The sequence below is a fragment of the Baekduia sp. genome, assembly GCF_035996765.1.
Classification (GTDB): Bacteria; Actinomycetota; Thermoleophilia; order Solirubrobacterales; family Solirubrobacteraceae; genus Baekduia.
This window is the reverse complement of the sequence record NZ_DASYJG010000078.1, coordinates 17,471-39,077: the sequence shown is the minus strand read 5'-3', so window position 1 is coordinate 39,077 and position 21,607 is coordinate 17,471. Positions and strand designations below refer to the sequence as shown.

The 21,607-nt window shown below is 69.7% G+C and carries 25 protein-coding genes; 20 read left to right on the top strand and 5 right to left on the bottom strand.

What is annotated here, in order from left to right; all coding sequences use genetic code 11:
• Nucleotides 1-31: 31 nt before the first annotated feature.
• The 14 genes from VGO10_RS17460 (at nucleotide 32) to VGO10_RS17395 (ending at nucleotide 11,919) form a co-directional block, all read left to right on the top strand.
• Complete coding sequence (locus VGO10_RS17460; RefSeq protein WP_327470718.1) at nucleotides 32-964, top strand: DUF5996 family protein; 933 nt, start codon at nucleotides 32-34, stop codon at nucleotides 962-964.
• A 259-nt stretch (nucleotides 965-1,223) separates the two neighbouring features.
• Nucleotides 1,224-1,919 (top strand): polysaccharide deacetylase family protein, encoded by a 696-nt coding sequence (locus VGO10_RS17455; RefSeq protein WP_327470716.1) that lies wholly within the window; start codon nucleotides 1,224-1,226, stop codon nucleotides 1,917-1,919.
• A complete protein-coding gene (locus tag VGO10_RS17450) occupies nucleotides 1,919-3,067 on the top strand; it encodes an alkaline phosphatase family protein (RefSeq protein WP_327470714.1) in 1,149 nt (382 codons plus the stop codon). Before VGO10_RS17455 ends, VGO10_RS17450 begins: the two co-directional genes overlap by 1 nt.
• A 51-nt stretch (nucleotides 3,068-3,118) precedes the next feature.
• Nucleotides 3,119-3,799: a DedA family protein gene (locus VGO10_RS17445; protein WP_327470712.1), complete on the top strand. Its 681-nt coding sequence runs from the start codon at nucleotides 3,119-3,121 to the stop codon at nucleotides 3,797-3,799.
• Nucleotides 3,796-4,737, top strand: coding sequence for an ABC transporter ATP-binding protein (locus VGO10_RS17440; RefSeq protein WP_327470710.1), 942 nt, complete (start codon nucleotides 3,796-3,798; stop codon nucleotides 4,735-4,737). The genes VGO10_RS17445 and VGO10_RS17440 overlap by 4 nt, the downstream gene beginning before the upstream one ends.
• The gene (locus VGO10_RS17435; protein ID WP_327470708.1) at nucleotides 4,734-5,564 is read left to right on the top strand and encodes an ABC transporter permease; all 831 of its coding nucleotides are present in this window, start codon (nucleotides 4,734-4,736) and stop codon (nucleotides 5,562-5,564) included. The genes VGO10_RS17440 and VGO10_RS17435 overlap by 4 nt, the downstream gene beginning before the upstream one ends.
• Before the next feature lie 69 nt (nucleotides 5,565-5,633).
• Entirely contained in the window at nucleotides 5,634-5,834 is a 201-nt protein-coding gene (locus VGO10_RS17430) for a hypothetical protein (RefSeq protein WP_327470705.1), read from the top strand.
• A gap of 52 nt (nucleotides 5,835-5,886) precedes the next feature.
• The gene (locus VGO10_RS17425; RefSeq protein WP_327470703.1) at nucleotides 5,887-6,498 is read left to right on the top strand and encodes a phosphatase PAP2 family protein; all 612 of its coding nucleotides are present in this window, start codon (nucleotides 5,887-5,889) and stop codon (nucleotides 6,496-6,498) included.
• Between the two features lie 424 nt (nucleotides 6,499-6,922).
• On the top strand, nucleotides 6,923-7,639 hold the full coding sequence (locus VGO10_RS17420; protein WP_327470701.1) for a hypothetical protein: 717 nt from the start codon (nucleotides 6,923-6,925) through the stop codon (nucleotides 7,637-7,639).
• Nucleotides 7,640-7,796: 157 nt separating this feature from the next.
• Nucleotides 7,797-8,372: a hypothetical protein gene (locus VGO10_RS17415; RefSeq protein WP_327470699.1), complete on the top strand. Its 576-nt coding sequence runs from the start codon at nucleotides 7,797-7,799 to the stop codon at nucleotides 8,370-8,372.
• Nucleotides 8,369-8,635: an acyl carrier protein gene (locus tag VGO10_RS17410; protein WP_327470697.1), complete on the top strand. Its 267-nt coding sequence runs from the start codon at nucleotides 8,369-8,371 to the stop codon at nucleotides 8,633-8,635. Before VGO10_RS17415 ends, VGO10_RS17410 begins: the two co-directional genes overlap by 4 nt.
• A gap of 79 nt (nucleotides 8,636-8,714) precedes the next feature.
• A complete protein-coding gene (locus tag VGO10_RS17405) occupies nucleotides 8,715-9,338 on the top strand; it encodes a hypothetical protein (protein ID WP_327470694.1) in 624 nt (207 codons plus the stop codon).
• Between the two features lie 5 nt (nucleotides 9,339-9,343).
• On the top strand, nucleotides 9,344-10,999 hold the full coding sequence (locus tag VGO10_RS17400; protein WP_327470692.1) for an AMP-binding protein: 1,656 nt from the start codon (nucleotides 9,344-9,346) through the stop codon (nucleotides 10,997-10,999).
• Nucleotides 11,000-11,001: 2 nt separating this feature from the next.
• Nucleotides 11,002-11,919: a sulfotransferase gene (locus VGO10_RS17395; protein ID WP_327470690.1), complete on the top strand. Its 918-nt coding sequence runs from the start codon at nucleotides 11,002-11,004 to the stop codon at nucleotides 11,917-11,919.
• Nucleotides 11,920-12,316: 397 nt separating this feature from the next.
• Here VGO10_RS17395 and VGO10_RS17390 read toward each other — a convergent pair whose 3' ends face one another.
• The 4 genes from VGO10_RS17390 to VGO10_RS17375 form a co-directional block, all read right to left on the bottom strand.
• Nucleotides 12,317-13,126: a nucleotidyl transferase AbiEii/AbiGii toxin family protein gene (locus VGO10_RS17390; protein WP_327470688.1), complete on the bottom strand. Its 810-nt coding sequence runs from the start codon at nucleotides 13,124-13,126 to the stop codon at nucleotides 12,317-12,319.
• A gap of 100 nt (nucleotides 13,127-13,226) precedes the next feature.
• Nucleotides 13,227-13,814 carry a hypothetical protein gene (locus VGO10_RS17385; RefSeq protein ID WP_327470687.1) on the bottom strand — a complete coding sequence of 196 codons (588 nt, stop codon included), beginning with the start codon at nucleotides 13,812-13,814 and terminating at the stop codon, nucleotides 13,227-13,229.
• A gap of 255 nt (nucleotides 13,815-14,069) precedes the next feature.
• Nucleotides 14,070-15,740 carry a SulP family inorganic anion transporter gene (locus VGO10_RS17380; RefSeq protein WP_327470685.1) on the bottom strand — a complete coding sequence of 557 codons (1,671 nt, stop codon included), beginning with the start codon at nucleotides 15,738-15,740 and terminating at the stop codon, nucleotides 14,070-14,072.
• Nucleotides 15,737-16,051, bottom strand: a complete 315-nt coding sequence (locus VGO10_RS17375) for a metalloregulator ArsR/SmtB family transcription factor (RefSeq protein ID WP_327470683.1) — start codon at nucleotides 16,049-16,051, stop codon at nucleotides 15,737-15,739. Before VGO10_RS17375 ends, VGO10_RS17380 begins: the two co-directional genes overlap by 4 nt.
• 60 nt (nucleotides 16,052-16,111) lie before the next feature.
• Here VGO10_RS17375 and VGO10_RS17370 point away from each other — a divergent pair, with 60 nt between their 5' ends.
• The 4 genes from VGO10_RS17370 (at nucleotide 16,112) to VGO10_RS17355 (ending at nucleotide 18,762) form a co-directional block, all read left to right on the top strand.
• On the top strand, nucleotides 16,112-16,822 hold the full coding sequence (locus tag VGO10_RS17370) for a VIT1/CCC1 transporter family protein (RefSeq protein WP_414642254.1): 711 nt from the start codon (nucleotides 16,112-16,114) through the stop codon (nucleotides 16,820-16,822).
• 88 nt (nucleotides 16,823-16,910) lie between these two features.
• Nucleotides 16,911-17,264, top strand: a complete 354-nt coding sequence (locus VGO10_RS17365; protein ID WP_327470680.1) for a metalloregulator ArsR/SmtB family transcription factor — start codon at nucleotides 16,911-16,913, stop codon at nucleotides 17,262-17,264.
• On the top strand, nucleotides 17,264-18,460 hold the full coding sequence (locus VGO10_RS17360; protein ID WP_327470679.1) for a permease: 1,197 nt from the start codon (nucleotides 17,264-17,266) through the stop codon (nucleotides 18,458-18,460). Before VGO10_RS17365 ends, VGO10_RS17360 begins: the two co-directional genes overlap by 1 nt.
• Nucleotides 18,457-18,762 (top strand): hypothetical protein, encoded by a 306-nt coding sequence (locus tag VGO10_RS17355; protein WP_327470678.1) that lies wholly within the window; start codon nucleotides 18,457-18,459, stop codon nucleotides 18,760-18,762. Before VGO10_RS17360 ends, VGO10_RS17355 begins: the two co-directional genes overlap by 4 nt.
• A 64-nt stretch (nucleotides 18,763-18,826) precedes the next feature.
• On the opposite strand, the gene VGO10_RS17350 is transcribed toward VGO10_RS17355, so the two are convergent.
• Complete coding sequence (locus VGO10_RS17350) at nucleotides 18,827-19,612, bottom strand: DUF2231 domain-containing protein (RefSeq protein ID WP_327470676.1); 786 nt, start codon at nucleotides 19,610-19,612, stop codon at nucleotides 18,827-18,829.
• 64 nt (nucleotides 19,613-19,676) lie between these two features.
• On the opposite strand from VGO10_RS17350, the gene VGO10_RS17345 reads away from it, so the two are divergent.
• Together VGO10_RS17345 and VGO10_RS17340 are read left to right on the top strand one after the other, a co-directional pair.
• On the top strand, nucleotides 19,677-20,351 hold the full coding sequence (locus VGO10_RS17345; RefSeq protein WP_327470674.1) for a response regulator transcription factor: 675 nt from the start codon (nucleotides 19,677-19,679) through the stop codon (nucleotides 20,349-20,351).
• Entirely contained in the window at nucleotides 20,348-21,586 is a 1,239-nt protein-coding gene (locus VGO10_RS17340; protein ID WP_327470672.1) for an ATP-binding protein, read from the top strand. The genes VGO10_RS17345 and VGO10_RS17340 overlap by 4 nt, the downstream gene beginning before the upstream one ends.
• Nucleotides 21,587-21,607: the final 21 nt, after the last annotated feature.

Genomic DNA, 21,607 nt, shown 5'->3' with positions numbered 1-21,607 from the left:
ACCTGGGTGCCGTAGCCGTAGGCTCGCGGTCATGACCGAGACCCGCTGGCCGGCACTGCGCGTGGACGACTGGACCGCGACGCGCGAGACGCTGCACCGCTGGACACAGGTCGTCGGGAAGATCCGCCTGGCGCAGGCGCCGATGGTCAACCACTGGTGGCAGGTCACGCTCTACGTGACGCCGCGCGGGCTGACGACATCGGCGATGCCGTCGGGCGACGGCAGCACGTTCGAGATCGAGTTCGACTTCTGCATGCACCGCCTGCGGATCACGGTCGCGGGCGGCACGCAGCGCGAGCTGGCGCTGGAGCCAAAGAGCGTCGCCGCGTTCTACGCCGAGGTCGAGGAGGCGCTCGCGTCGCTGGACCTCGCGGTCCGGATCTGGCCGGTCCCGGTCGAGATCGAGGACGCCGTCCCGTTCGACCAGGACACCGCACACGCAAGCTACGACCCGGTCGCCGCGCAGCTGTTCTGGCGCCAGCTCGTCCAGGCCGACCGCGTGCTGACCGCGTTCCGGGCGCGCTTCGGCGGCAAGGTCAGTCCCGTGCACTTCTTCTGGGGCGCGATGGACCTCGCCGTGACGCGCTTCTCGGGCCGGACCGCGCCGCGCCACCCCGGCGGCGCGCCGAACTGCGGCGACTGGGTGATGGTCGAGGGCTACTCGCACGAGCTGGCGAGCTGTGGCTTCTGGCCGGGCGGCGGCGAGGAAGGCGCGTTCTACGCCTACGCCTACCCGGAACCAGAGGGCTACGCCGCCGCGCCGGTGACGCCGGACGCGGCGTTCTACTCCACCGACTTCCGCCAGTTCCTCCTGCCCTACGAGGCGGTCCGGACCGCAGCCGACCCCGACGCGACGTTGTTGGGGTTCTTGCAAACGACCTACGACGCGGCGGCCGATCGGGGCGGCTGGGACCGCGCAGCGCTCGAGTACGTGCCCGTCGAGGGCGCCCGCCCCAACCATTAGGGACGAAGCGTAGGCGGAGGGTTCGGCAGGCGCGGAGCATCTCTCCGACGTGGTCGCCGCGTCGGGCCTCACGCTCGGGCTCAGCTTCCAAGGGCGCCGGCGCATGCTTGCAATCGCACGTGCTCTGAGCGGGTGCGTTCAGGCACCAGTCATGGTCAGGGCGGCACCATGCCAGCACAATGCCGCTCCACCACCTCGATCCGATCGGCGTGCTCCTCGGCCTGCTCGTCGTCTTGGCCTACCGCGGCCTGCGTCACCGATGACCGGTCTACAGCTGAGCGTCCTGACACATCCGCTGCCGGCCCTGTGCACGGTGGCTCCCGGCCTTCGCTCGCGCTTTGGCGTCCGAGACCGCATCAGCGACCCGTACGGGGTGGCGTTGACCTTCGACGACGGGCCCGACCCTGAAGGGACGCCCCGAGTTCTCCACGCGTTGGAGGCGATGGGCGTCGTCGCCACCTTCTTCGTCACCGGCGAGCAGGTGCGCGACCATCCGTCGGTCGCAGCCCACGCCGTCGCCGCCGGTCACGAGATTGCCGTCAAAGGCGACCGACATCGCAACGTCCTGCGCGTCTCACCTTGGACGCTGCGCGAGGACCTGCACCGCGCCGAGGACGCCATCGTCACCGCGACCGGCATCCGCCCACGTCTGTACCGTCCGCCCTATGGCGTGCTCAGCGCCGCCGCACTGTCGCTTGCCACCGAGCACGGGTGGGAGCCTGTCCTCTGGACGCGTTGGGGGCACGACTCGCGCGCCACCGCATCGGCTGTCTCCATCGCGGCCGATCTCACGCGCGACCTCGCCGGTGGAGAGATCCTGATGCTCCACGACGCGGATCGCTACTCGGTGCCGCTCTCCTGGCGCCGTATGCTCACCGCCCTGCCCGCGATCGTCGATGACATCCGCAGCGCCGGGTTCGAGTTCCGGCCCATCGGCTCATCGCTCTCAGGGTGATGACGCACCGCGCGCTCCTCTCCGCGCTAAGCGCCGTGGCCGCAAGCGGTGCCATCGCCGCGTGCGGCGGCGCGACGACTGCGCCCGCAGAGACGCCCGCGACCGGCGCACCGTCCGCCCTGACTTCGCGCGCCATCCACCACGTCTTCCTCATCGTCCTCGAGAACGAGGATGCAGGCACGACGTTCAGCGCAGACTCCCCCGCGCCCTACCTCACCAAGACACTGCGTCGGCGAGGCGCGTTCATCCCCAACTACTACGGCATCGGCCATCACTCGCTCAGCAACTACTTGGCCTTGATCAGTGGCCAGGCGCCGACGCTCGCCACCCAGGCTGACTGCCCGACGTTCACCAATGTCCGACCCGGGAGCCCGCGCGCCGACGGTCAGGTGTTCGGCCAGGGCTGCGTCTATCCGGCGTCGGTCCCGACGCTCGCGGGCCAGCTCCAAGCCAGGGGCATGACCTGGAAGGGGTACATGGAGGACATGGGCGACGATCCTGCCCGCGACGGCGGCCGCGCGTGCGCCCACCCGGCGATCGGGGCCGCCGACCGCACCCAGAGCGCCACCGCCGATGACCAGTACGCCACGCGCCACAACCCGTTCGTGTACTTCCACTCGATCATCGACAAGCGAGCGACGTGCGCCGCTCGCGATGTGCCGCTCACCGCGCTGCCGGCCGATCTCGCCCGAGTGCAGACGACCCCCAACTTGTCGTTCATCACGCCAGACCTCTGCCACGACGGCCACGACGACACCTGCGCCGACGGTGGCCCGGGCGGCCTTGCTGCGGCCGACGCCTTCCTGCGCAGCTGGATCCCGAGGATCGCCGGCTCGCCTGCCTTTCGGCGCGACGGACTCCTGATCGTCACCTTCGACGAGGGGAGTGCCGATGGCGCCGCCTGCTGCGGCGAGCGTCACGGGCCTAACACGATGGCGCCCGGTGGCCTCGATGGCGGCGCGGGCGGCGGACGGGTCGGGGCGGTGATGCTCTCGCCATTTACCCGACCGGGCACGACCACGACGCACACTTACAACCACTACAGCTTGCTGCGATCGATCGAGGACGCGTTCGGGCTGCCCCACCTGGGCTATGCCGCGGCTCGTGGGCTTCGGCCGTTCGGCGGCGACCTGATCAACCGGCGCTGAGCACAGCCTGTTCAGGCGGCAGTCAGGGCCGCTCGCCCATCCTGGCGGGACATGAGCCATCTCGCTCTCGCGTCGATCACCTCGTCGCTGACCGACTTCATCGGACGCAACGGCGTCTACGCCGTCTTCTTGATCATGGCGGCCGACGCGATGCTGCCGGTCGGCGGCGAGCTGACGATGCTCTACGCCGGCGCCCTGGCCGGCGGGGCGATCGCCGGCCGCCACCCGGAGATCTTCGGCCACGTCATCCCCCACGGCCTGGAGGCGTACCTGGTCCTCGCGGCAGCCGGCACGATCGGCTATCTGGTCGGCTCGCTCATCGGCTGGGCGATCGGTCACTACGGCGGTCGCCCGCTGATCGAGCGTCATGGCCGCTGGCTGCATCTCTCCCCGCAGACCTTCGAGCGGGCCGAGCGGTGGTTCGAGCGGCGCGGATCGCAGGCCGTCCTGCTCGGCCGGCTGACGCCCGTCGTGCGCTCCTTCATCTCGATCCCCGCCGGCGTGTTGCAGAGCCCGCTCGGGCTCTACACGGTGCTGACGCTGATCGGCTCGGCGATCTGGTGCTTCGGCTTCGCGCTGGTGGGCTGGGGTCTGGGCGACAGCTACGACAAGGTCCACCACGCCTTCACCGGCGTCGAAGTCCTGGTGGTCATCGGCGCGCTCGCCGCGGCCGCCGTGCTGCTGCGACGCCGCCGACGCCCTCTCTCCCCCACCCACGGAAGGACACCATGATCGACGCCCAGCATCTCAGCAAGCGCTACGGCGACCGCCTCGCCGTCGACGACCTCACGTTCACCGTCGCGCCCGGTGTCGTCACCGGCTTCCTGGGTCCCAACGGCGCGGGCAAGTCCACCACCATGCGCATGATCCTCGGGCTCGACACCCCGACCTCCGGTCACGTCACGGTCAACGGCAAGGCCTACCGCGACCTCGCCGCGCCGCTGCACGAGATCGGCGCGATGCTCGAGGCCCGGGCGATCCACACGGGCCGCAGCGCCTACAACCACCTCCTGGCCATGGCCCAGACCCACGGCATCCCGCGCCGCCGGGTCGACGAGGTCATCGACATGGTTGGCCTGCAGTCGGTCGCGCGCAAGCGTGCCGGCGGCTTCTCGCTGGGCATGGGCCAACGCCTCGGAATCGCGTCGGCGCTGCTCGGCGATCCCCGGACGGTGATCCTCGACGAGCCCGCCAACGGCCTGGACCCCGAGGGCATCCTCTGGATCCGCAACCTGCTCAAGCGCCTGGCCGCCGACGGCGCCACCGTCTTTCTCAGCTCGCATCTCATGAGCGAGATCGCGCTGACCGCCGAGCACGTCATCGTCGTCGGGCGCGGCAAGCTGATCGCCGACACCAGCGTGGCCGACATCGTCGCGCAGGCCTCCCAGAACGCGGCCGTGCGCGTCCGCACGCCGGAGGCGGCGCGCCTACGGGCCGGGCTGGTCGCCGACGGGGCGACGGTCACCAGCACCGAGCACGACCTCCTCGAAGTGCAAGGCCTCGGCAGCGAGCGCATCGGCGAGATCGCCGCGACCCACCGTGTGGTCCTCCACGAGCTCACGCCGCAGATGGCGTCGCTCGAAGACGCCTACATGGCCTTGACCGGCGACAGCGTCGAATACCGCGCCACGACGACCGAACCCGACCCCGAGCTGGAGCACGCCGCATGAGCACCGCCATCGCCACCGACCATGCCCCGGCCGCTCACGCGCGCGGGCGCGTGACGCAGGCCAACGTCATCCGCTCGGAGTGGACCAAGCTGTGGAGCCTGCGCTCGACGCGCTGGTCGCTGCTGGCCGCCGTCGTCGCCCAAGGCGCCCTGGGGATCCTCGTCGCCGCCGTGCAAATGAACCGCTGGACGCACCTCGATCCGCACGACCGCGCCACCTTCGACTCCATCGACGCCGGCGTCGGCGGCTATCACCTCGCCCAACTCGCCATCGGCGTGCTCGGTGTCATGATCATCTCCTCGGAGTACTCGACCGGCATGATCCGCTCGAGCTTCATGGCCGTGCCCAAGCGCCTGCCCGTCCTGTGGGCCAAGATCGGCGTCTTCTCCACGGTCACATTCGTGTTGATGTTGATCTCGGCGGTCGTGTCGTTCTTCGTCGTGCAGGCGATCTGCACCCAGCACCACGTCCAGCACGCCATCGGCGATCCGCACGCCCTACGCGTCGTCATCGGCACCGCACTCTTCCTGACCGTCCTCGGGATCCTCGCAACGGGCATCGGCGCGCTGATCCGCAACACCGCGGGCGGCATCGCGTTCTTCGTGTTCCTGCTCTTCGTCCTACCCGGCATCACCGCGATCCTGCCCCACACCGTCGGTGACTCGATCAACCCCTACCTCCCGCTCAACGCCGGCTTCACCGTGGCGACCAGCACCTTCGAGGACTCCCACCACCTCTCGCCGTGGGGCGGCTTTGCGGTCTTCTGCGCCTATGCCGCCGTCGCAGTCGGCGCCGCGGTGATCGGGCTGCTGCGGCGCGACGCCTGACCGCCCGCGAAACCTGACGATCCAAGACCGCTGTCCTCCTCACGCCCCTTCCCCTACCAAGGTATGCCGGTGCGCGTGATGCACCTCGGCGTCACCGAGGCGACGAAGGTCGACGAGGTCCTCGACGACGGCCGCACGCTCGTCGTCGGCACCGACACCTTCACCCTGCGCCGCATCAACGGATGGTTCGTCCGACGAGAGGAGCCGTATTACGGGACGCGGCTCTTGCTCGGCCTGTCGTCGCCGTCGGAGAACCCAGACACGATGTGAACGCGGTGTTCAGGCGATGTTCATGCGCGGCGGCTGATCATGGGCCCACGTCATGGACATGTCGCTCCTTCACCCGCTTAACCGCCTCTTCGCTCACCACGACGGGCTCGAGGACATGTTGGTGGCCTACGCCAACGCGTCGGAGATCCTGTTCCTAGGGATGTTGATCGCAGCGTTCGTCCTGGTCCGCGGCGAGCTCGCCCACCGGTCAGCCGTGCGCCGCGCCGTCGCCGCCGGCGGCCTCAGCGCCGGGCTGGGCCTGGCGCTCGCCCAGGTGATCTCACGGCTTGCAGACCGACCGCGGCCGTTCATCGCCCACCCGGACACCGTTCACCTGTTCGCCAAGCACGCAGCCGACCCGGGCTTTCCGAGCGACCACGCCACCGCGGCGTTCGCGATCGCCGTGGCGCTCCTGCTGCACTCCCGACGATGGGGCGCGCTCGCGCTGGTCGCCGCCACGATCCTCGCCATCACCCGCGTAGCGATGGGCATCCACTACCCCACCGACGTCCTAGCCGGCGCTGCGGTTGGCGGGCTGTCCGCGTTGACCCTGAACCTCCCCCGCTGCCGGGCCGTCGTCCACCACCTCGCCGACACCTTCGGCACGCTCCTCGACGGCACGATCCGCATCATCGAGACGCGGGTGGCGCCGGACCGGTCCTAAGCCTTGGCCCAGACGGGGCGACCTGACACGCAATCTACTCCAGCACCGTGGCGTCCGGGAACCTCAACCGCGCACGACGAACTGCCCGACAGAAGGCCTCCCAAACGCCACGGTCACCTTCCCGCCATTCCAGGCGACCGCAACCGCGGATTGACGCCGATTAGCGCCGATCCGCCACGTTTCAGGCACTAGTGCCTAAGTCCTGCTCTGAACTTCAACGTGTCGGCAACCGCCGAACTAACAAAATTTGCCTTATTGCGTCGATTCAGCTGATATCGCTCGCTAAAACTTATAGCACTTAAATCCTTGCTGCTTACGACCGTTGCGCAATCAGTGCGAATGTGCTTAGATCATCGCGCGGAATCAATGGTGCACACAGGCCGGCGTACGAGTGCCGTCCACGAACGATGGAGCGGCGGTTTCTATGGTCATCAGCAGTCGTGTGGCGCTCAGCGCCACCCTGGTGCCGGTTGCGCTCGGCCTCGGCGCCGCCGGCGCTGCAAATGCCGACGTCGGCGGTCGTCCGATCGGGCTCGTTCCGGACAAGACGACGGCGCCGAAGGCGCGGCCCGGCGTCACGCCGAATGCGACCGTCTCCCCGGGAACCAGCTACAGGTGCGATGACTCGGGCACGCTGCGTCGCGGCGCCGGTTCCTACGTCACCGGATGGTGCACGGCCCCGAACATGCACATCGACATCAGCTCCGGGTCGGTCAACGGCTACCAGTCGGGCTGGGGCGAAGGCAACTTCCAGCACTGTGGCTGGTTCCAATCGTCGATTCACGGCCTCACCCCGAACGGCACATACGACCACAACTGCGGGGGGAACTACTACAACGAGAACACCTTCGCGACGCAGGTCAACGTGAGCCCGTCGAACGACGGCTCGCCTGCTCCGGTCCTCAAGAACTGCGCCGAGTACGCCAACGTCCAGCCGTGGAACACGGGGAACATGACGGGCTATGACCAGGTCGGCACGTTGAGCAGCAGCACCGTGTTCCTGTGGCGGTACAAGTCGTTGAACAACTTCTGGGTCCTCGGGCGCATCTCACCCGCTGCGGGCGTCTATGACTGGGTGTTCGTCCAGGCCGCCTGCGTCGGCGCACCGGCCAGCGGCACGCGGGCAGCTGCGGCCAGCTGATGATCGCGACGCGGCGCCCGGCCAGGCCGGGCGCCCCACTGTCGTCCTGAGTCAAGGGAACGTCGAGCAGATGGATCAAGACGATGCCGCGCTCCTCGGGGGCCGGCACCTGTACCTGCGGCCGGTGATGCCAGGCGATTACGGGCTCTTGCAGGCGATGGAGACCGCGGGCCCATACGCGACGCGATGGCGTTACCGGGGTGAGACCCCCAGCCCCGACCGCTGGGTCCAGACCCTTTGGGGCGGGGTGTGGGCTCAGTACCTGATCGTTCGGCGTGCCGACGATCAGCCGATCGGCTTCGTGTTCGCCTACCGCGCGTCGCAGCTCGATCGTCACTGCTATTTCGCGGCGTTGAGCTTTGGTTTGGACGCCGGCCCGCTGGTCACGCTCGGGATCGCGATCTTCCTCAACTACCTGTTTACGGTGGGCGCCTTTCGCGTCGTCTACGCCGAGGTGCCCGAGTACAACATGCCGCAGTTCGCCAGCGCGGTGGATCGCTATTGCCAAACCGAGGGCCGGCTCAAGGACTACGTCTTCTGGAACGGTCGCTACTGGGACATGCACATCCTGGCGTTCCGGTCCGAGATGCGCCGGCCCGACGGGCCGCTCGCCTACGCCTTGTCCCAGCCGCCCACACCGGTGTCGACGGCCGCCTCGGTCCAAAGGCCCGACGACGAGATCTCCGACGGCATCCCGCAGCGGCTGGTCTTCCGACCGAAGGGGGTGCGATGAGCGCCGCGGATTGGGACGCCTTTGTCCTGGAGGTCGCGGGCCTTGCGGGCATCGGCCCCGAGGCGATCGCACCCGACGACCCGGTGGTCGAGAGCGGCCTGCTCGACTCGCTGGCCGTCACGGAGCTCTGCGTGATGGTGCTGCACCGGTCAGGTCAGGATCTGCTGGACGCCGATGGCAGCTACCGCTATCCCGGCATGACCTGGCGCGGGCTCTACGAGCTCTGCTCGCCGGGCACCGTGTTCATCGATCTGCCGACCTGATCGCGCGACCGCAACCTTGCTGCTCAGTATCCGTTGATAGATGAGAACTTGTGATGACTCTGTCGCGAATGGATCAACTATGACGCACCTGTCTTCGATCTTCCGGCGCGCGGTCCCGGCACTCACGGCCACCGCGCTCTGCGCTGCTGCGCTGCCAATGACCGGCAACGCCGCTCGGACTGCGCGGACGCCCTCGGCCGGCGACGCGGCGCTGAACCTCAGGGGGCTGACGATTCAGGCCCGCCCGCGGGGCTCGAGCCTCCGTGCGGTGGACGTGCGCTTCACGTCGGGCGCGGAGATCCGGCTGACCTCAGCATCCTCCGCCCGCGTGTACGCCACCTATGTGGGCGATCTGGGCAGCGTCCGTCAATACTTCGGCGTGCTCGAGATCCCGGCGCACAAGTCGTCGGGCACCTTCCGCTTGCGCTTCAGGGCGATGAGCGGCCAGTACAGCCGGTCGGTGACAGCCACGTTGACCGCCGGGTCCAAGCCGGCGCTGCATCTGTCCGGCTTCCCCGCGGGCACGACCCGCTTTGAGCTCAACACGGCCGGCGCGGGCAAGTCCGCGACCCGCACGACCAAGTGCACCAACAAGATCGCGCGTTACCACGGCACGATGAGCCTCACGCTGCGGTCCGGGGCCAAGGAGCCCGGCCACGCCAGCGGCGAGGTCAGCTGCGCGAAGCTCCCGCCCGCCGGATGACCGCGATGGGTGAAGCGCCGCCCGACCTCTGGAGACCGCTTGGCGGACCGGCCCGCGCGGCCGGTCCGCTGCTGACCGCCTGGGCGGACGGCGGCTACCGCTCGTGGTCGTGGGACGAATGGCGGTCCCGCGCGCTGGAGATCGCCGCCGATCTCCGGTCGCGTGGCGTTGTCCGCGAGACGCCCGTGGCGTGCCTCCTGGTCAACTCGCTTGACGCCTGCGCAGCCGTCCTCGGGATCTGGATGGCGGGCGGGGTGGTCGTCTCGTTGCCCCTCCCGGCACGCGGCATGGCCCCGGAGAGCTACCTCGCTCAGCTGCGTCTGATCGTGGGGCGCGCCGAGCCCACGCTGCTGCTCACCGATCGAAGCCTCGCTGGCGCGCTCGGCACGGCGGATCTGTCCGTGCCGGTGCTGGCCATCCAGGACCTTCGACGGAATCCCGCGGGCTTCGAGCCGGACCTCCCGGCCACCGACGAGACGGCCTTCGTGCAGTTCTCCTCGGGCAGCACCACAGAGCCCAAGGGCTGCATGCTCACCCCTGCAGCCATCGCGCGCCAGCTCGAAGCGCTGTCCGTGGCGCTGGCGATCGACCCGGAGCGCGACATCGGCGCTGTTTGGCTCCCGATGTCTCACGACATGGGGCTGTTCGGCTGTGTTCTGCTGACCTACTGGACCGGCCATCGTCTCGTGCTCGGGACACCGCAACGGTTCCTGGCCCACCCGCTGACATGGCTCGATGACATCGCCGCGTTCGGCGCCACAGTCAGCGCGTTGCCCGCTTTCGCGCTGAGCCTCGTCGCTCGGCGGGCCGGCGCGGCACCGATACAGCGGCTCACGCTCGAAAAGCTGGTCTTGGGCGGAGACCGCATCGATCCGCGCGTGATCGATGAGGCCGTTGCGACGTTCGACGGTGCGCTCTCGCGGACCGCGATGCTGCCGGCGTACGGGCTGGCGGAGGCCGTCCTCGCCGTCACGATGTCGCCTGTCGGAAGAGGACCGAGGACGCTGATCGCCGACGGCGCCGCCTTGGAGCGTGGCGAGCTGGTGTGCCTGGACCGAGACGACGCACCAGGCGCCGTGGCGCTCTGCAGCTGCGGGCCTCCCGTCGGCGAGGCCGAGATTCGCATCGACACGCCCGAGCCCGGCCGCATCGGCGAGATCGTCGTCCGCGGGGGATCACTGGCGTCGGGCTACCTTCGTGACGCAGCGCTGACCGCCAGCCACTTCGGTTCAGATGAGTTGCGCACCGGTGATTTCGGTGTGCTCGTGGACGGGGAGCTCTACGTGCTGGGCCGCACCGACGACCTCATCCCGGTCGCCGGCCGGAATGTGTACGCGCGTGATCTGGAGGATGCGCTGGCGGACGTCGAGGGGGTCGGCCGGGGGCGTTGCGCGGTGGTCGATGTTGGTGGAGGAGGGCGGCCGGAGCTCGTCGCGCTGGTTGAAGGACGCCGCGCTGAGGAGGCGCACCGCGCGCTTGCCAACGCGCTCAGCGCGGCGGCCGTGCGGCGGACCGGAATCGCGCTCGACGCCTGCGTCTTCGTCGCACCCGGCGTGCTGCCCAAGACGCCGTCCGGCAAGCTCCAGCGGTTTCGCTGTCGCGCGCTGGCGCGCCAAGGCGAGTGGTCGGCTGCGACGATCCGGCTGCGAACGGCGGGCTGACCGTGCGTCCGCGGTTCGTTCTGAGCACCGGTCGCTGCGGCTCGACGCTGCTCGGAGGTCTTCTGGGCCAGATCCCCGGCGTCGCGACCATGTCGGAGTTCTTCGCGTCCATCGGCCCGCGTGCGTTCGCGCGCGACTCGCTGGATGGACGCGAGCTCTGGGAGCTGCTGGGTACGCCGCTGGCCGACTGGTCGGCAGCACTGGCGGCGCACGAAGAGCCGTCGGAGTTCCGCTATCCGGTCGACGCGCCGGGAGCTCGATACGACCGCGCCTCCGGCGTGCCGGCAATCGCCGCGGTGTGTCTTCCGACGCTGGAGACCGAACCGGACCGGGCACTCGACGAGCTGCAAGTTGAGGTGCAGACATTCCAACGACGGCCGGTCGGCGTGCAGTACGGCGCAGTGCTCGACCTGCTGGCACAGCGCAGCGGCGCTTCGGCGTGGGTCGAGCGCTCGGGCGGCTCGCTGGGCTACGCGACGCAGATCGTCGCCGCGTTCCCGGCCGCCAAGGTCGTGCACCTCCACCGCGATGGGGCAGAGACCGCGCTCTCGATGCACGGCCACCGCTACTTCCGCGAGATGCTGACCACATTGCGACCGGGCCTGAGCGACCTGTCGCCGGCGCGGTTCGGTGCGCTGTGGTCGACCATGATCGTCAACGGCCTCCAGGCGCTGGACCGTTTGCCGAAGGACCAAGTACTGCACGTGGCCTACGAGCAATTGGTCGCCGAGCCGGAGCCAACGCTGAAGTCGGTCGCGACCTTCTTCGATATCGACGAACCACCGTCGGACTGGTATGCCGCAGCCCGAGCGCAGATCGTCCGACAGCCGGCACTCACCTCGATGGTGTCGGCAGACGAGTACACCGCCCTGGATTTGGCCTGCCGGTCTGGCACACGACGACTGAGGACTGTGTCGTGACGAGCGCGGCGCTTCACCCGCGGATCGGTGTCGATGAGCCCCGATCCACCCCGTTTCAGGCACTCGTGCCTGAGTTTGAGAAGGCCTACAACCCGCCTCCTCCCCACCCCACAACGACAAAAGCCCCGCAAAAACGAGGCTTCTGATGAGGGTGAGCGACGGGACTCGAACCCGCGACCGCCTGGACCACAAGCACGGGATCTGCGACCGTATCGCACTCCCAAAGTGCTCGATTTACAGGCATTTTCAATGGCGCAGCCGACAGACATGCAGCGCGATTTGAGTGCGGATTCGAGGCGATATTTGGCGATTCAGGCACTTAAGCCCTTAAGTGCCTGAAGATCGACCGAGCCCCTACATCTGCACGGCGCATGCATACGACCACGCGGTCGATCCCTCACCGGGATGTGGTCCAGCACCTCGTGTCTGGATCCCACATCGCGTTCGGGGCATCGACGCCCGTGATCATGGGATCTGCAAACGCTGTCGCGGCCGCGATCGCGTCGCCGAGGTCGTCGGGCAGGTGCTCGCCGAAGCGGCCGAGCGCCTCGCGATAGGCGCGGTAGTCGCCCCGACGGAGGTTGGCCAGATCCCCAATCGCAGCCGACAGCGCCACGGGCTCGACGCCTCTGAACTCCGCGGTCGCCAGCAGTGCGTCGTGCATCGGCGCGCGACGGATCGCGTGGCTGCCGGTCACGGTGTAGATGTCGACGAGATCACGGACACGGGTGTTCGCCTCTCCGAGGTCGATCGCCGTGGTGATCTTCTCCGCCAAAACGGTCTCGACGGGATAGCCGAGCACCTCAATTGGCGCGCTTGCGGGCCGCAGCCCCGGCAGGGACACCCGCTGCGGTGCGGGGTTGACCGGGTCGCCGAAGTTGATGTCCAAGTGCAACTTGACAGTCGCCGTGGCCAGCCGCGCGTCCATCGTCACGCGAACACCGTGGTAGAGCGCGTGGTCGCGGATGAGCTGCGCAGAGACGGTCGCGGTGAGGAACTCGACGCCGTCCTCGCCGTCCTCGACTGCCGCGATCTCAGCGACACGTGCGGCGACCGTCTCGGCATCGTTGGTCAGACCGATCGCCAGCGCGTCGGCGTCGACGGTAGGCCGGCGCTGACCGAGCGCTGCGAGCAGCACGCCACCTTTGAGCACGAACTGTGACGCGTACGGCGAGCTACTTAGCCGCGCCAGCCAGCGCTCGATCACGTACGCGGTCAGGTACTCCTGGGTGCCACGGCCTTCGCGGCGGGCCGGTTCTGCAGGTCCAGGTACGCCCGTCCCGCAGCCGTCGCACGGCTCACCGGGGTCATCGGGCGCTCACGACGTCCAACGCGCGGCGCATCGGGCCAAGCACGCCGAGCTCGCGTGCGTACTCCAACAGCAGCGCAGGCCGACCATCCGAGCGGGTCATGTAACGGTTCAGCGCGGTGTGCGCGATCGACTCACCCAAGCGATGACGCAACCGCATTAAGTCGGTCACGGTACGCGCAGGGTCATAAGCACGGATCTGCTCTGCGGGAGCGGCCTCGATGCTCATCAGGCCAAGCTCGAACGTCTTTGGGTCGAAGCGAAACACCCTCGTGGGCGGATAATCGATCCGCGGCGGATGCCGCCCATTCGCCACCGCCACCTGCACCCCCACCGGCTGCTCGTCGGTCAGCCCATGCACCGCCGCCGCCGACACACAGCACACGATCGCCCGGGGCGCCCGATATGACACGGCGAGCAGATCGGGATGCTCAGCCAGCGGCGCATCGGCTCGGCGAAACACTCCGCGAGACAGCTCCACGGTCTCCCCCGCGTCACGCCACGCGTAGAGCTCCCGCGGGTGCACCCCACACGAGAACGCCGACGACGACGTAAACGTCTCCGGCATGTCCGCCAACACAGGCATGGATAAATAGAGTACACGATGCTAGCTACAGTGTAAGCAATCTATCCAATACGCTGAGCACGCCCTCTCTGTTTGAACGCGTCCTAGCCCGGCCCCGGGTTCGGGCTCAGCCTGCAGCCGGGCGGCACGGCGTTCACATCTGACGTCAACGTCACCCGCCTCACGATCTTCGCCGGCTGCCCGTGCACGACGATCTCCAGCGTCGCCCTCCTCCCCGCGTGGAGCCTCTTCAACGGCGGCGACGGCTTGACCGCTCTAGGCGAGCGCCCGGAGGGCGTGGCCGGTACGCACGACGTGGCGGCGGGCGTGGATGAGCGCCTCGCTGATGTCCGCCACGACGTGGTTCTCGTGGACGAGCACGTCGAGGACTCCGGCGCGCTGGAGCAGGAGCCGGTGCTCCGGTCGCAGCGAGGCGAGCAACACGGTGATGTCGCGGTCCTGGAGGTGGGCGATGAGGTCGGCGAGTGCCTGGGCGCCGGTGGAGTCCAGGACGCGCAAGCCGCCGAGGCGCAGGATCACGACCTCGACGTCGGCGATCTCGGTCAGCTCGAGCAGGAAGCGCTGGGCGGCACCGAAGAACAGGGCGCCGTCAACGCGGTAGGCGACGATGTGCTCCTCCAGGAGCGCGTGCTCGAGCGTGGCGTCGACATCCGCCGGGTGGTCGACGGGCTCCGCTGCGAACGAAGTGCTGTCGGCGACGGCCTTGAGCGCCAGCAGCGACGCCAGGGCCACGCCGACGCAGACCGCGGTGACGAGATCGAAGGCCACGGTGGCTCCTGCGGTCGCGATGACCAGGAGCGCGTCGCCGCGCGTGGTGCGCAGGATCCGCGCGACGGTGCTGAACTCGACCATGCGCACAGCGGTCACCATCAGCACGCCGGCCAACGCGGCCAGCGGCACCCGCTCGAGCAGCGGCGCCAACGCCAGGACCACGACGGCGAGCACGAGCCCGTGGACGATCGCCGAGGCACGGGTCTGCGCACCGGCGCGCACGTTGACCGCCGTCCGGGCGATCGCCCCGGTCGCCGGCATGCCGCCGACGAACGACACGGCGATGTTCGCGAGTCCCTGCCCCACCAGCTCACGGTCGGGGTCGTGGTCCTCGCCGTCGGCCATCCCGTCGGCGACCTTGGCCGACAGCAGGCTCTCGAGCGCCGCGAGTGCCGCGACCGCGAAGACGCCAGAGACCAGCGCGGAAAGGTGTCCGCTGGAGACGCTGGGCCAGGTCGGCATCGGCAACCCAGAAGGGATGTGGCCGATCCGCGCGGCGTTCAGCCCCGCCAGCTCGCACAGCCCGGTCGCGACGACGACCGCCATCAGCGACGCGGGAAGCCCCCGGTGCAGCCGACCCATGGCGACCATCACGACCGCGACAAGCGCGACCAGGCCAAGCGCCGTCCATCCATGCCCGTCCCAGCGCGTCACCGCCCGCAGCGCGACCGCGGCGGTGTTGGTCCCGTCGGGCTTGGCCACGCCGAGCGCGGACGGCACCTGCTGCAGGAAGATCAGCAGCGCGATGCCGACGGTGAAGCCCTCGACGACCGGCCACGGCAGGATCCCGGCGTAGCGGCCCAGGCGCGCGCCACCGACGATCACCAGCAGGACGCCGGCCAGCAGCGCGACCAGCGCCACGCCACCCGGTCCCACCGACGCCACCAGCGGGACCAGCACGACGGTCATCGCGCCCGTCGGACCGCTGACCTGCACGCGCGAGCCCCCGAAGACCCCGGCGACGACCCCCGCCACGATCGCGGTAACCAGGCCCGCCTCCGGACCCAGGCCCGAGGCGACGCCGAAGCCGAGCGCCAGCGGCAACGCCACGATCGCAACGGTGATCCCCGCGACGAGGTCGCCGCGCCAAGACCCGCGCAGCCCGCGGTAGTCGCGGCGCCCGGGCAGCAGCGCGGCGGCCCGGGGACCGATCACGCGTGCCGCAGCTCGTCGTGCGTCGCAGAGACCATGTCCAACAGCATCTGCCGCGAGACGGCGAGGATCTCGACGATGCGCTCGTCGGCCAAGGCGTACATGACGTTCGCGCCCTCACGCCGCGCCTGGACGAAGCCCGCCCGCCGCAGGATCCCCAGCTGCTGGGAGAGCGCAGACTGCTCGACGTCGACCTGCTCCAGCAGCGCCGACACCGACTGCTCGCCCTCCGTCAACAGCTCGAGCACGCGGATCCGCAGCGGATGCCCCAACGCCTTGAAGAACTCCGCCTTGAGCCGAGGGATGTCCCGCATAGATATGAGAATATCGCAATATCTTCATGTTGCTCGTGCCGCAACTACGCCTGCTCCATCATGCGGTCGATGCGCGCGTCGACGCCGCCCGTGCAGGTCCACCTCAGCCACCGCTCCAACTGGTTGCGCGCCGCCGTGCTCGGCGCCAACGACGGCATCGTCTCCACCGCCAGCCTCGTGCTCGGCGTCGCCGCCTCCGGCGCTTCGGCGAGCGCGATCGTCACCGCCGGAATCGCGGGGCTGGTCGCGGGCGCGCTGTCGATGGCCGCTGGCGAGTTCGTCTCAGTCAGCTCCCAGCGCGACGCCGAACAAGCCGACCTGCGCCTCGAAGCACGCGAGCTCCACGACGATCCGGACGGTGAGCTGCGCGAGCTCACCGCCATCTACCAGAGGCGCGGACTCGATCCGGACCTCGCAGGTCAGGTCGCGCGAGCCCTGACCCGCGGGGACGCGCTGGAGGCCCACGCCCGTGACGAGCTCGGCCTCGACGGGGCGCGCCTGGCCCGGCCGCTGCAGGCCGCGTGGACGTCCGCCCTCTCCTTCTCGGCCGGCGCCGCGCTCCCGCTGCTCGCCGTCGCGCTCACCCCCACCGGTGCACGCCTGGCTGCAACAGTCGCCGTAACGCTGCTCGCCCTGGGACTGCTCGGCGACCTCGGAGCGCGCCTCGGCGGCGCAGCCCGACGCCCGGCGACCATCCGCGTCGTCGCCTGGGGCGCCGTGGCGATGGCCATCACCGCAGGCATCGGCGCGCTGGTCGGCACCATCGCCTAGCGCGATCCGCAGCCAGCGCATGCGACATGAGCTTCGTGGCCGCCCTCGTTGATCGAATCTACATATCAACATCTGTTAATATGTACCCATGAGCGATCTCGGGGATCTGCTGCACATCGACGAGCCGGCGGCGACGAAGATCCGACGGGCCGGCCTGCCCGCACCCGATGCCGAGCGCGTCGCCGGTGCGCTGAAGGGCCTCGCCGATCCCACGCGGCTGAATCTCGCGCTCGCTCTGCGCGACGGCCAGGAGCTCTGCGTCTGCGACCTATCGTGGATCGTGCAGCGCGCGCAGAGCCTGGTCTCCCATCACATGAAGGTCCTGCGCACCGAGGGATTGGTCACCGCGCGCAAGGACGGCAAGATGACGATGTTCCAACTCACCCCGACCGGGAGCGCCTTGGTGACCATCGCGGGTCACCTCGCGCAGCGGCCGGCGTGATGAGCGGTGTGCTTGATGTGCTGTGGATGGGCCTCAAGGACGCGTTCCTGATGGCCTACGAGGTTTGGTGGGCGCTGGTGATCGGCTTCGCGATCTCCGCGATCGTCCAGGCCTGGGTCCCGCGCGAGCGCATCCAGGCCGCGCTGTCGGGCTCCGGCGTGCGGCCGATCGCCAAGGCCACCGGCCTCGGCGCGGCGTCGTCGTCGTGCTCCTACGCGGCGATCGCGATCGCCAAGTCGCTCTTTCAGAAGGGCGCCAGCGCGTCCTCGGCGCTGGCCTTCCAGTTTGCCTCCACCAACCTGGTGTGGGAGCTCGGCCTCGTGCTGTGGGTCCTCATCGGCTGGCAGTTCGCGCTGGCCGAGTACGTCGGCGGAATCATCATGATCATCCTGATGGCCGTCTCGCTGCGGCTCTTCGTCTCTCGAGAGCTCGAGGCGCAGGCGCGCGAGCATGCCCAGGACGCCGACAGCGACCACCAGCACCACACCGCCGGCGAGCAGTTCACCTGGCGCCAGCGGCTGACCAACCCATCGGCCTGGTCTGACGTCGCGCACAACTTCCGCGGCGACTGGCAGATGCTGTGGAAGGAGATCACCATCGGCTTCCTGCTGGCCGGCTTCGTCGCTCAGCTCGGCGACGGCTTCTTCAACGCCCTGTTCATCACCAGCGCCCCCGCCGGTGTGCAGACGATCGAGAACGTGCTGGTCGGCCCCGTCATCGCGGTGCTGAGCTTCGTCTGCTCGGTCGGCAACGTCCCGCTCGCCGCCGTGCTGTGGTCGGGCGGCATCTCCTTCGCCGGCGTCATGGCCTTCATCTTCGCCGACCTCATCGTCCTGCCGATCATCGCCGTCTACCGCAAGTACTACGGCACCAAGTTCGCGCTGCGCATCGTCGCGCTGATGTTCATCACCATGGTCATCGCCGGCCTCCTGGTCGACGGCCTGTTCAGCGCCACCGGCCTCCTGCCCACCGGCCCTCGCCCCAGCCGCGGCGACGTCTTCGGGACCATCAGCATCAACTACAAGCTCGTTCTCAACGTCGTCGCCGTCTTCGTCTTCGGTGCCCTGTTCTGGCTGACCGCTCGCCGCGGCGTCACCGACCCGGTCTGCGGCATGAAGGTCGATCGCGCCAAGGCCGTGACCGCCGAGCACGACGCACACTCCCGTCACCGCGCACCCCAGGAGACAGGCACGTGAGCACCCACATGATTCGATACACCGTCGCACCCGACCAGGTCGCCCACAACGAAGAGCTCCTGCGCACCCTGTTCGCCGAGCTCGCCGAACTGCGCCCCGACGGCCTCCGGTACGAGGCATTCAAGCTCGCCGACGGCGTGAGCTTCATCCATCTGGTCTCCCACGACAAGCCCGGCCACGGACCCGTCCCGCACCTCCACGCGCTCAAGGCCTTCCACACGGGCCTGCACGAGCGATGCGACCAGCGCCCCGCCCGCACCGAGCTGACCGGGTTCGGCACCTACCACCCGCTCGACGCTTGACCGATCTCCCCACCAGCGCGCAGCGTTCCTCTTCGGCAGCGATCGACTGAGCGGCACCGGGTCGTCAGCCGTCGCGTCGGTCGGGTGGGCCGAGGGTCTTCAGCCAGGCGTTGATCGCGGCGAAGTCCTTGTCGGTGACGACGGCCTTGGGGAACAGACCATGTTGATGGACTCGCCGGAAGTCCGTCACGTCGCGGCCGCCGGCCAGTCTCGGTGCGCGCAGGCCCTCGGCGAGGTTGCCGTGGCAGCGCGCGCAGCCGAGGCCCTCGGCCGAGAACGCCAGCTTGCCGGCCTGGGTCTGGCTTGCGCCCTTGGCGAGGGCGACGTCGAGCTTGGAGACCCCGATGGCGGTCTGGGCCATCTGACCGCCGTCAAAGACACCGACGCCGTGCTCATAGGTCATGCGTCCGCCGAGGTAGCCCTGGACAGCCACGCCGGCGACGATCAGCATCGCGAGCACGGGCACGACGACCGGGCGGTGATGGACGCCGTTGCGGCGGCGGCTGAGGTACCAGTCGATCGCCGCCAGGACGGCGAGCACCGCGACGGCGATCCCGAGCCAGAAGTGGGCGTTGCCAACGCGGAAGTGCTGGCCGCGCAGCGTGGTCTGCGCCTCGCCCCACACGAGCAGGCCGGTGGCACCGGAGGCGGCGATGCCGACCAGTGCCGCGCCCAGCGCCCACGGCTCAGCGCCGACCACTGCCGCTCCCCCGCGCCCCGCCCGCCGCAGGAAGTGCAGGATCGCGAAGAGCGGGATCGCGACGACGGCCAGGTGGGTGGCGGCGCCGTGCAACTCGGAGAGATGCGGCATGGCGGCCAGCATCCCGAGCGCCGGGTCAAGAAACGGCAAAGGACTCGCAGGCTACGTGGACGCTGACGCAGCGCAGACGAGTCCGCGGGCTTACGATCGGGAGGTGGCCCGCCTGCTGATCGTCGAGGACGACGAGGGGATCCGCGTCCCGCTCGCGCGGGCGCTGGAGCGCGAGGGCTACGTGGTCGACGGCGTCGCGAGCGGCGAGGAGGCGCTGCGCCTGGCCGCCGGGGACGGCGACGAGCACAACCTGATCATCATCGACGTCGGCCTGCCCGGCGTCGACGGCCTCGAGGTCTGCCGCCGGATCCGCGCACAGCGGCCAGCAGTCCCGATCCTGTTCCTGACCGCCCAGGACGGCGAGCTGGACATCGTCGACGGCCTCGACGCCGGTGCCGACGACTACGTCACCAAGCCCTTCCGGGTCAGCGAGCTCCTCGCGCGCGTGCGCGCGCACCTGCGGCGGAACGCGTCGCCCGATCTCTCCGAAGCCGGCGACATCCGCATTGACCGCGCAGCCCGCCGCGCCTGGCGGGGCGGCGACGAGCTGGAGCTCGCGCCCAAGGAGTTCGACCTGCTCGCGCTGCTCGTCGCCGAGGCCGGGCGCGTCGTGACGCGCGAGCGGATCATGGCCGAGGTCTGGGACGAGAACTGGTTCGGCTCGACCAAGACGCTGGACATGCACGTCTCCTGGCTGCGGCGCAAGCTCGGTGAGGACGCCACCGACCCGCACCACCTGATGACCGTACGCGGCGTCGGCCTGCGGTTCGAGCCGTGACCGTCCGCCGTCGCCTGACGACCTCGACGGCGCTGATCGCCTTGGCCGCCGTCCTCGTGCTCGGGATCCCGCTCGGCGCGGTCGAGGGCGCGCGCGTGCGCTCCGAGCAGACCGGCAAGCTCGAGCGCGAGGCCGACGCCGCCGCCAGCGTCATCGACGACCGACTCCAGCGCGGGGCCACGCCGACGACCGCGAATGTCGCCCCGCTGGTCCGGCCCGGCCACCGGCTGACGGTCGTCGCCGGCGAACGCCGGATCGAGGCCGGAGCGCGCCTCACCGGAGACGTGGTGACGACGCGCGCGGGCACGACCGGCGCAGCGGCCGTGACCGCCTTGGCACCCACGAGCGAGATCGACCGCCGCGTCCGCCGCTCCTGGCTGCTGATCGCCCTGCTCGGCACCGGCGGCATCGCCGTCGCGACCGCGCTGGCCGCGATCCAGGCGCTGCGGCTTTCACGCCCGCTGGAGCGCGTCGCACGCACCTCCGCACGCCTCGGCGACGGCGACTTCTCGGCCCGCTCCCCGCGCTCGGGCGTCCCTGAGATCGACGCGATCGGCCAGGCGCTCGACACCAGCGCCGGCCGCATCGCCGAGCTCGTCGCCCGCGAGCGCGAGTTCTCCTCCAACATCTCCCATCAGCTGCGCACCCCGCTCACCGCTCTGCGTCTGCGTCTGGAGGAGAGCGCGCAGGCCGGCGACCCGGCGGCGCTGCGCGACGAGCTCGACGCCGCGCTGCGCGAGGCCGACCGCCTGGAGGCCATGATCGCCGACCTCCTCGCCCACGCCCGCTCCGCGACCGCGCAGGACACGATCGCCGTCGCGCTCTCCTCCACGGCACGCGAGCACGCCGCCGCCTGGTCCACGCTCTTCGCCCGCGCCGGACGGCGGCTCGTCGTCGACGACAGCGGCCCCGTCGGCGTCCTGGCCTCCCGTGGCACCGTCGGGCAGGTCCTCGACGTCCTGCTCGACAACGCGCTGCGCCACGGCGCCGGGACCGTCACCGTCACCATCGACCAGGAGGCCCGCTTTGCCACGCTCACCGTCGGCGACGAAGGCCCCGGCATCCCCGGCGACGACCCCGAACGGATCTTCGAGCGCGGCGCCACCAGCGCAGACGGCACCGGCATCGGCCTGCACCTTGCCCGTGCACTCGCCCGCGCCGACCGCGGCAGCCTACGCCTCAGTCGCACGATCCCGCCGTGCTTTGAGCTGCGGCTACGGGCCGACGATTCTTGAGGCTTCGCTTCGAGCCCGCCG

What these genes read in the sequence shown, in the direction of transcription:
- VGO10_RS17385 (WP_327470687.1), bottom strand. Translation starts at nt 13,814, where the DNA reads ATGCCTGTGTTGGCGGACATGCCGGAGACGTTTACGTCGTCGTCGGCG.
- VGO10_RS17450 (WP_327470714.1), top strand. Translation starts at nt 1,919, where the DNA reads ATGACGCACCGCGCGCTCCTCTCCGCGCTAAGCGCCGTGGCCGCAAGC.
- VGO10_RS17425 (WP_327470703.1), top strand. Translation starts at nt 5,887, where the DNA reads ATGGACATGTCGCTCCTTCACCCGCTTAACCGCCTCTTCGCTCACCAC.
- VGO10_RS17455 (WP_327470716.1), top strand. Translation starts at nt 1,224, where the DNA reads ATGACCGGTCTACAGCTGAGCGTCCTGACACATCCGCTGCCGGCCCTG.
- VGO10_RS17370 (WP_414642254.1), top strand. Translation starts at nt 16,112, where the DNA reads ATGCGGTCGATGCGCGCGTCGACGCCGCCCGTGCAGGTCCACCTCAGC.
- VGO10_RS17405 (WP_327470694.1), top strand. Translation starts at nt 8,715, where the DNA reads ATGACGCACCTGTCTTCGATCTTCCGGCGCGCGGTCCCGGCACTCACG.
- VGO10_RS17410 (WP_327470697.1), top strand. Translation starts at nt 8,369, where the DNA reads ATGAGCGCCGCGGATTGGGACGCCTTTGTCCTGGAGGTCGCGGGCCTT.
- VGO10_RS17440 (WP_327470710.1), top strand. Translation starts at nt 3,796, where the DNA reads ATGATCGACGCCCAGCATCTCAGCAAGCGCTACGGCGACCGCCTCGCC.
- VGO10_RS17435 (WP_327470708.1), top strand. Translation starts at nt 4,734, where the DNA reads ATGAGCACCGCCATCGCCACCGACCATGCCCCGGCCGCTCACGCGCGC.
- VGO10_RS17375 (WP_327470683.1), bottom strand. Translation starts at nt 16,051, where the DNA reads ATGCGGGACATCCCTCGGCTCAAGGCGGAGTTCTTCAAGGCGTTGGGG.
- VGO10_RS17360 (WP_327470679.1), top strand. Translation starts at nt 17,264, where the DNA reads ATGAGCGGTGTGCTTGATGTGCTGTGGATGGGCCTCAAGGACGCGTTC.
- VGO10_RS17400 (WP_327470692.1), top strand. Translation starts at nt 9,344, where the DNA reads ATGGGTGAAGCGCCGCCCGACCTCTGGAGACCGCTTGGCGGACCGGCC.
- VGO10_RS17460 (WP_327470718.1), top strand. Translation starts at nt 32, where the DNA reads ATGACCGAGACCCGCTGGCCGGCACTGCGCGTGGACGACTGGACCGCG.
- VGO10_RS17445 (WP_327470712.1), top strand. Translation starts at nt 3,119, where the DNA reads ATGAGCCATCTCGCTCTCGCGTCGATCACCTCGTCGCTGACCGACTTC.
- VGO10_RS17365 (WP_327470680.1), top strand. Translation starts at nt 16,911, where the DNA reads ATGAGCGATCTCGGGGATCTGCTGCACATCGACGAGCCGGCGGCGACG.
- VGO10_RS17415 (WP_327470699.1), top strand. Translation starts at nt 7,797, where the DNA reads ATGGAGACCGCGGGCCCATACGCGACGCGATGGCGTTACCGGGGTGAG.
- VGO10_RS17420 (WP_327470701.1), top strand. Translation starts at nt 6,923, where the DNA reads ATGGTCATCAGCAGTCGTGTGGCGCTCAGCGCCACCCTGGTGCCGGTT.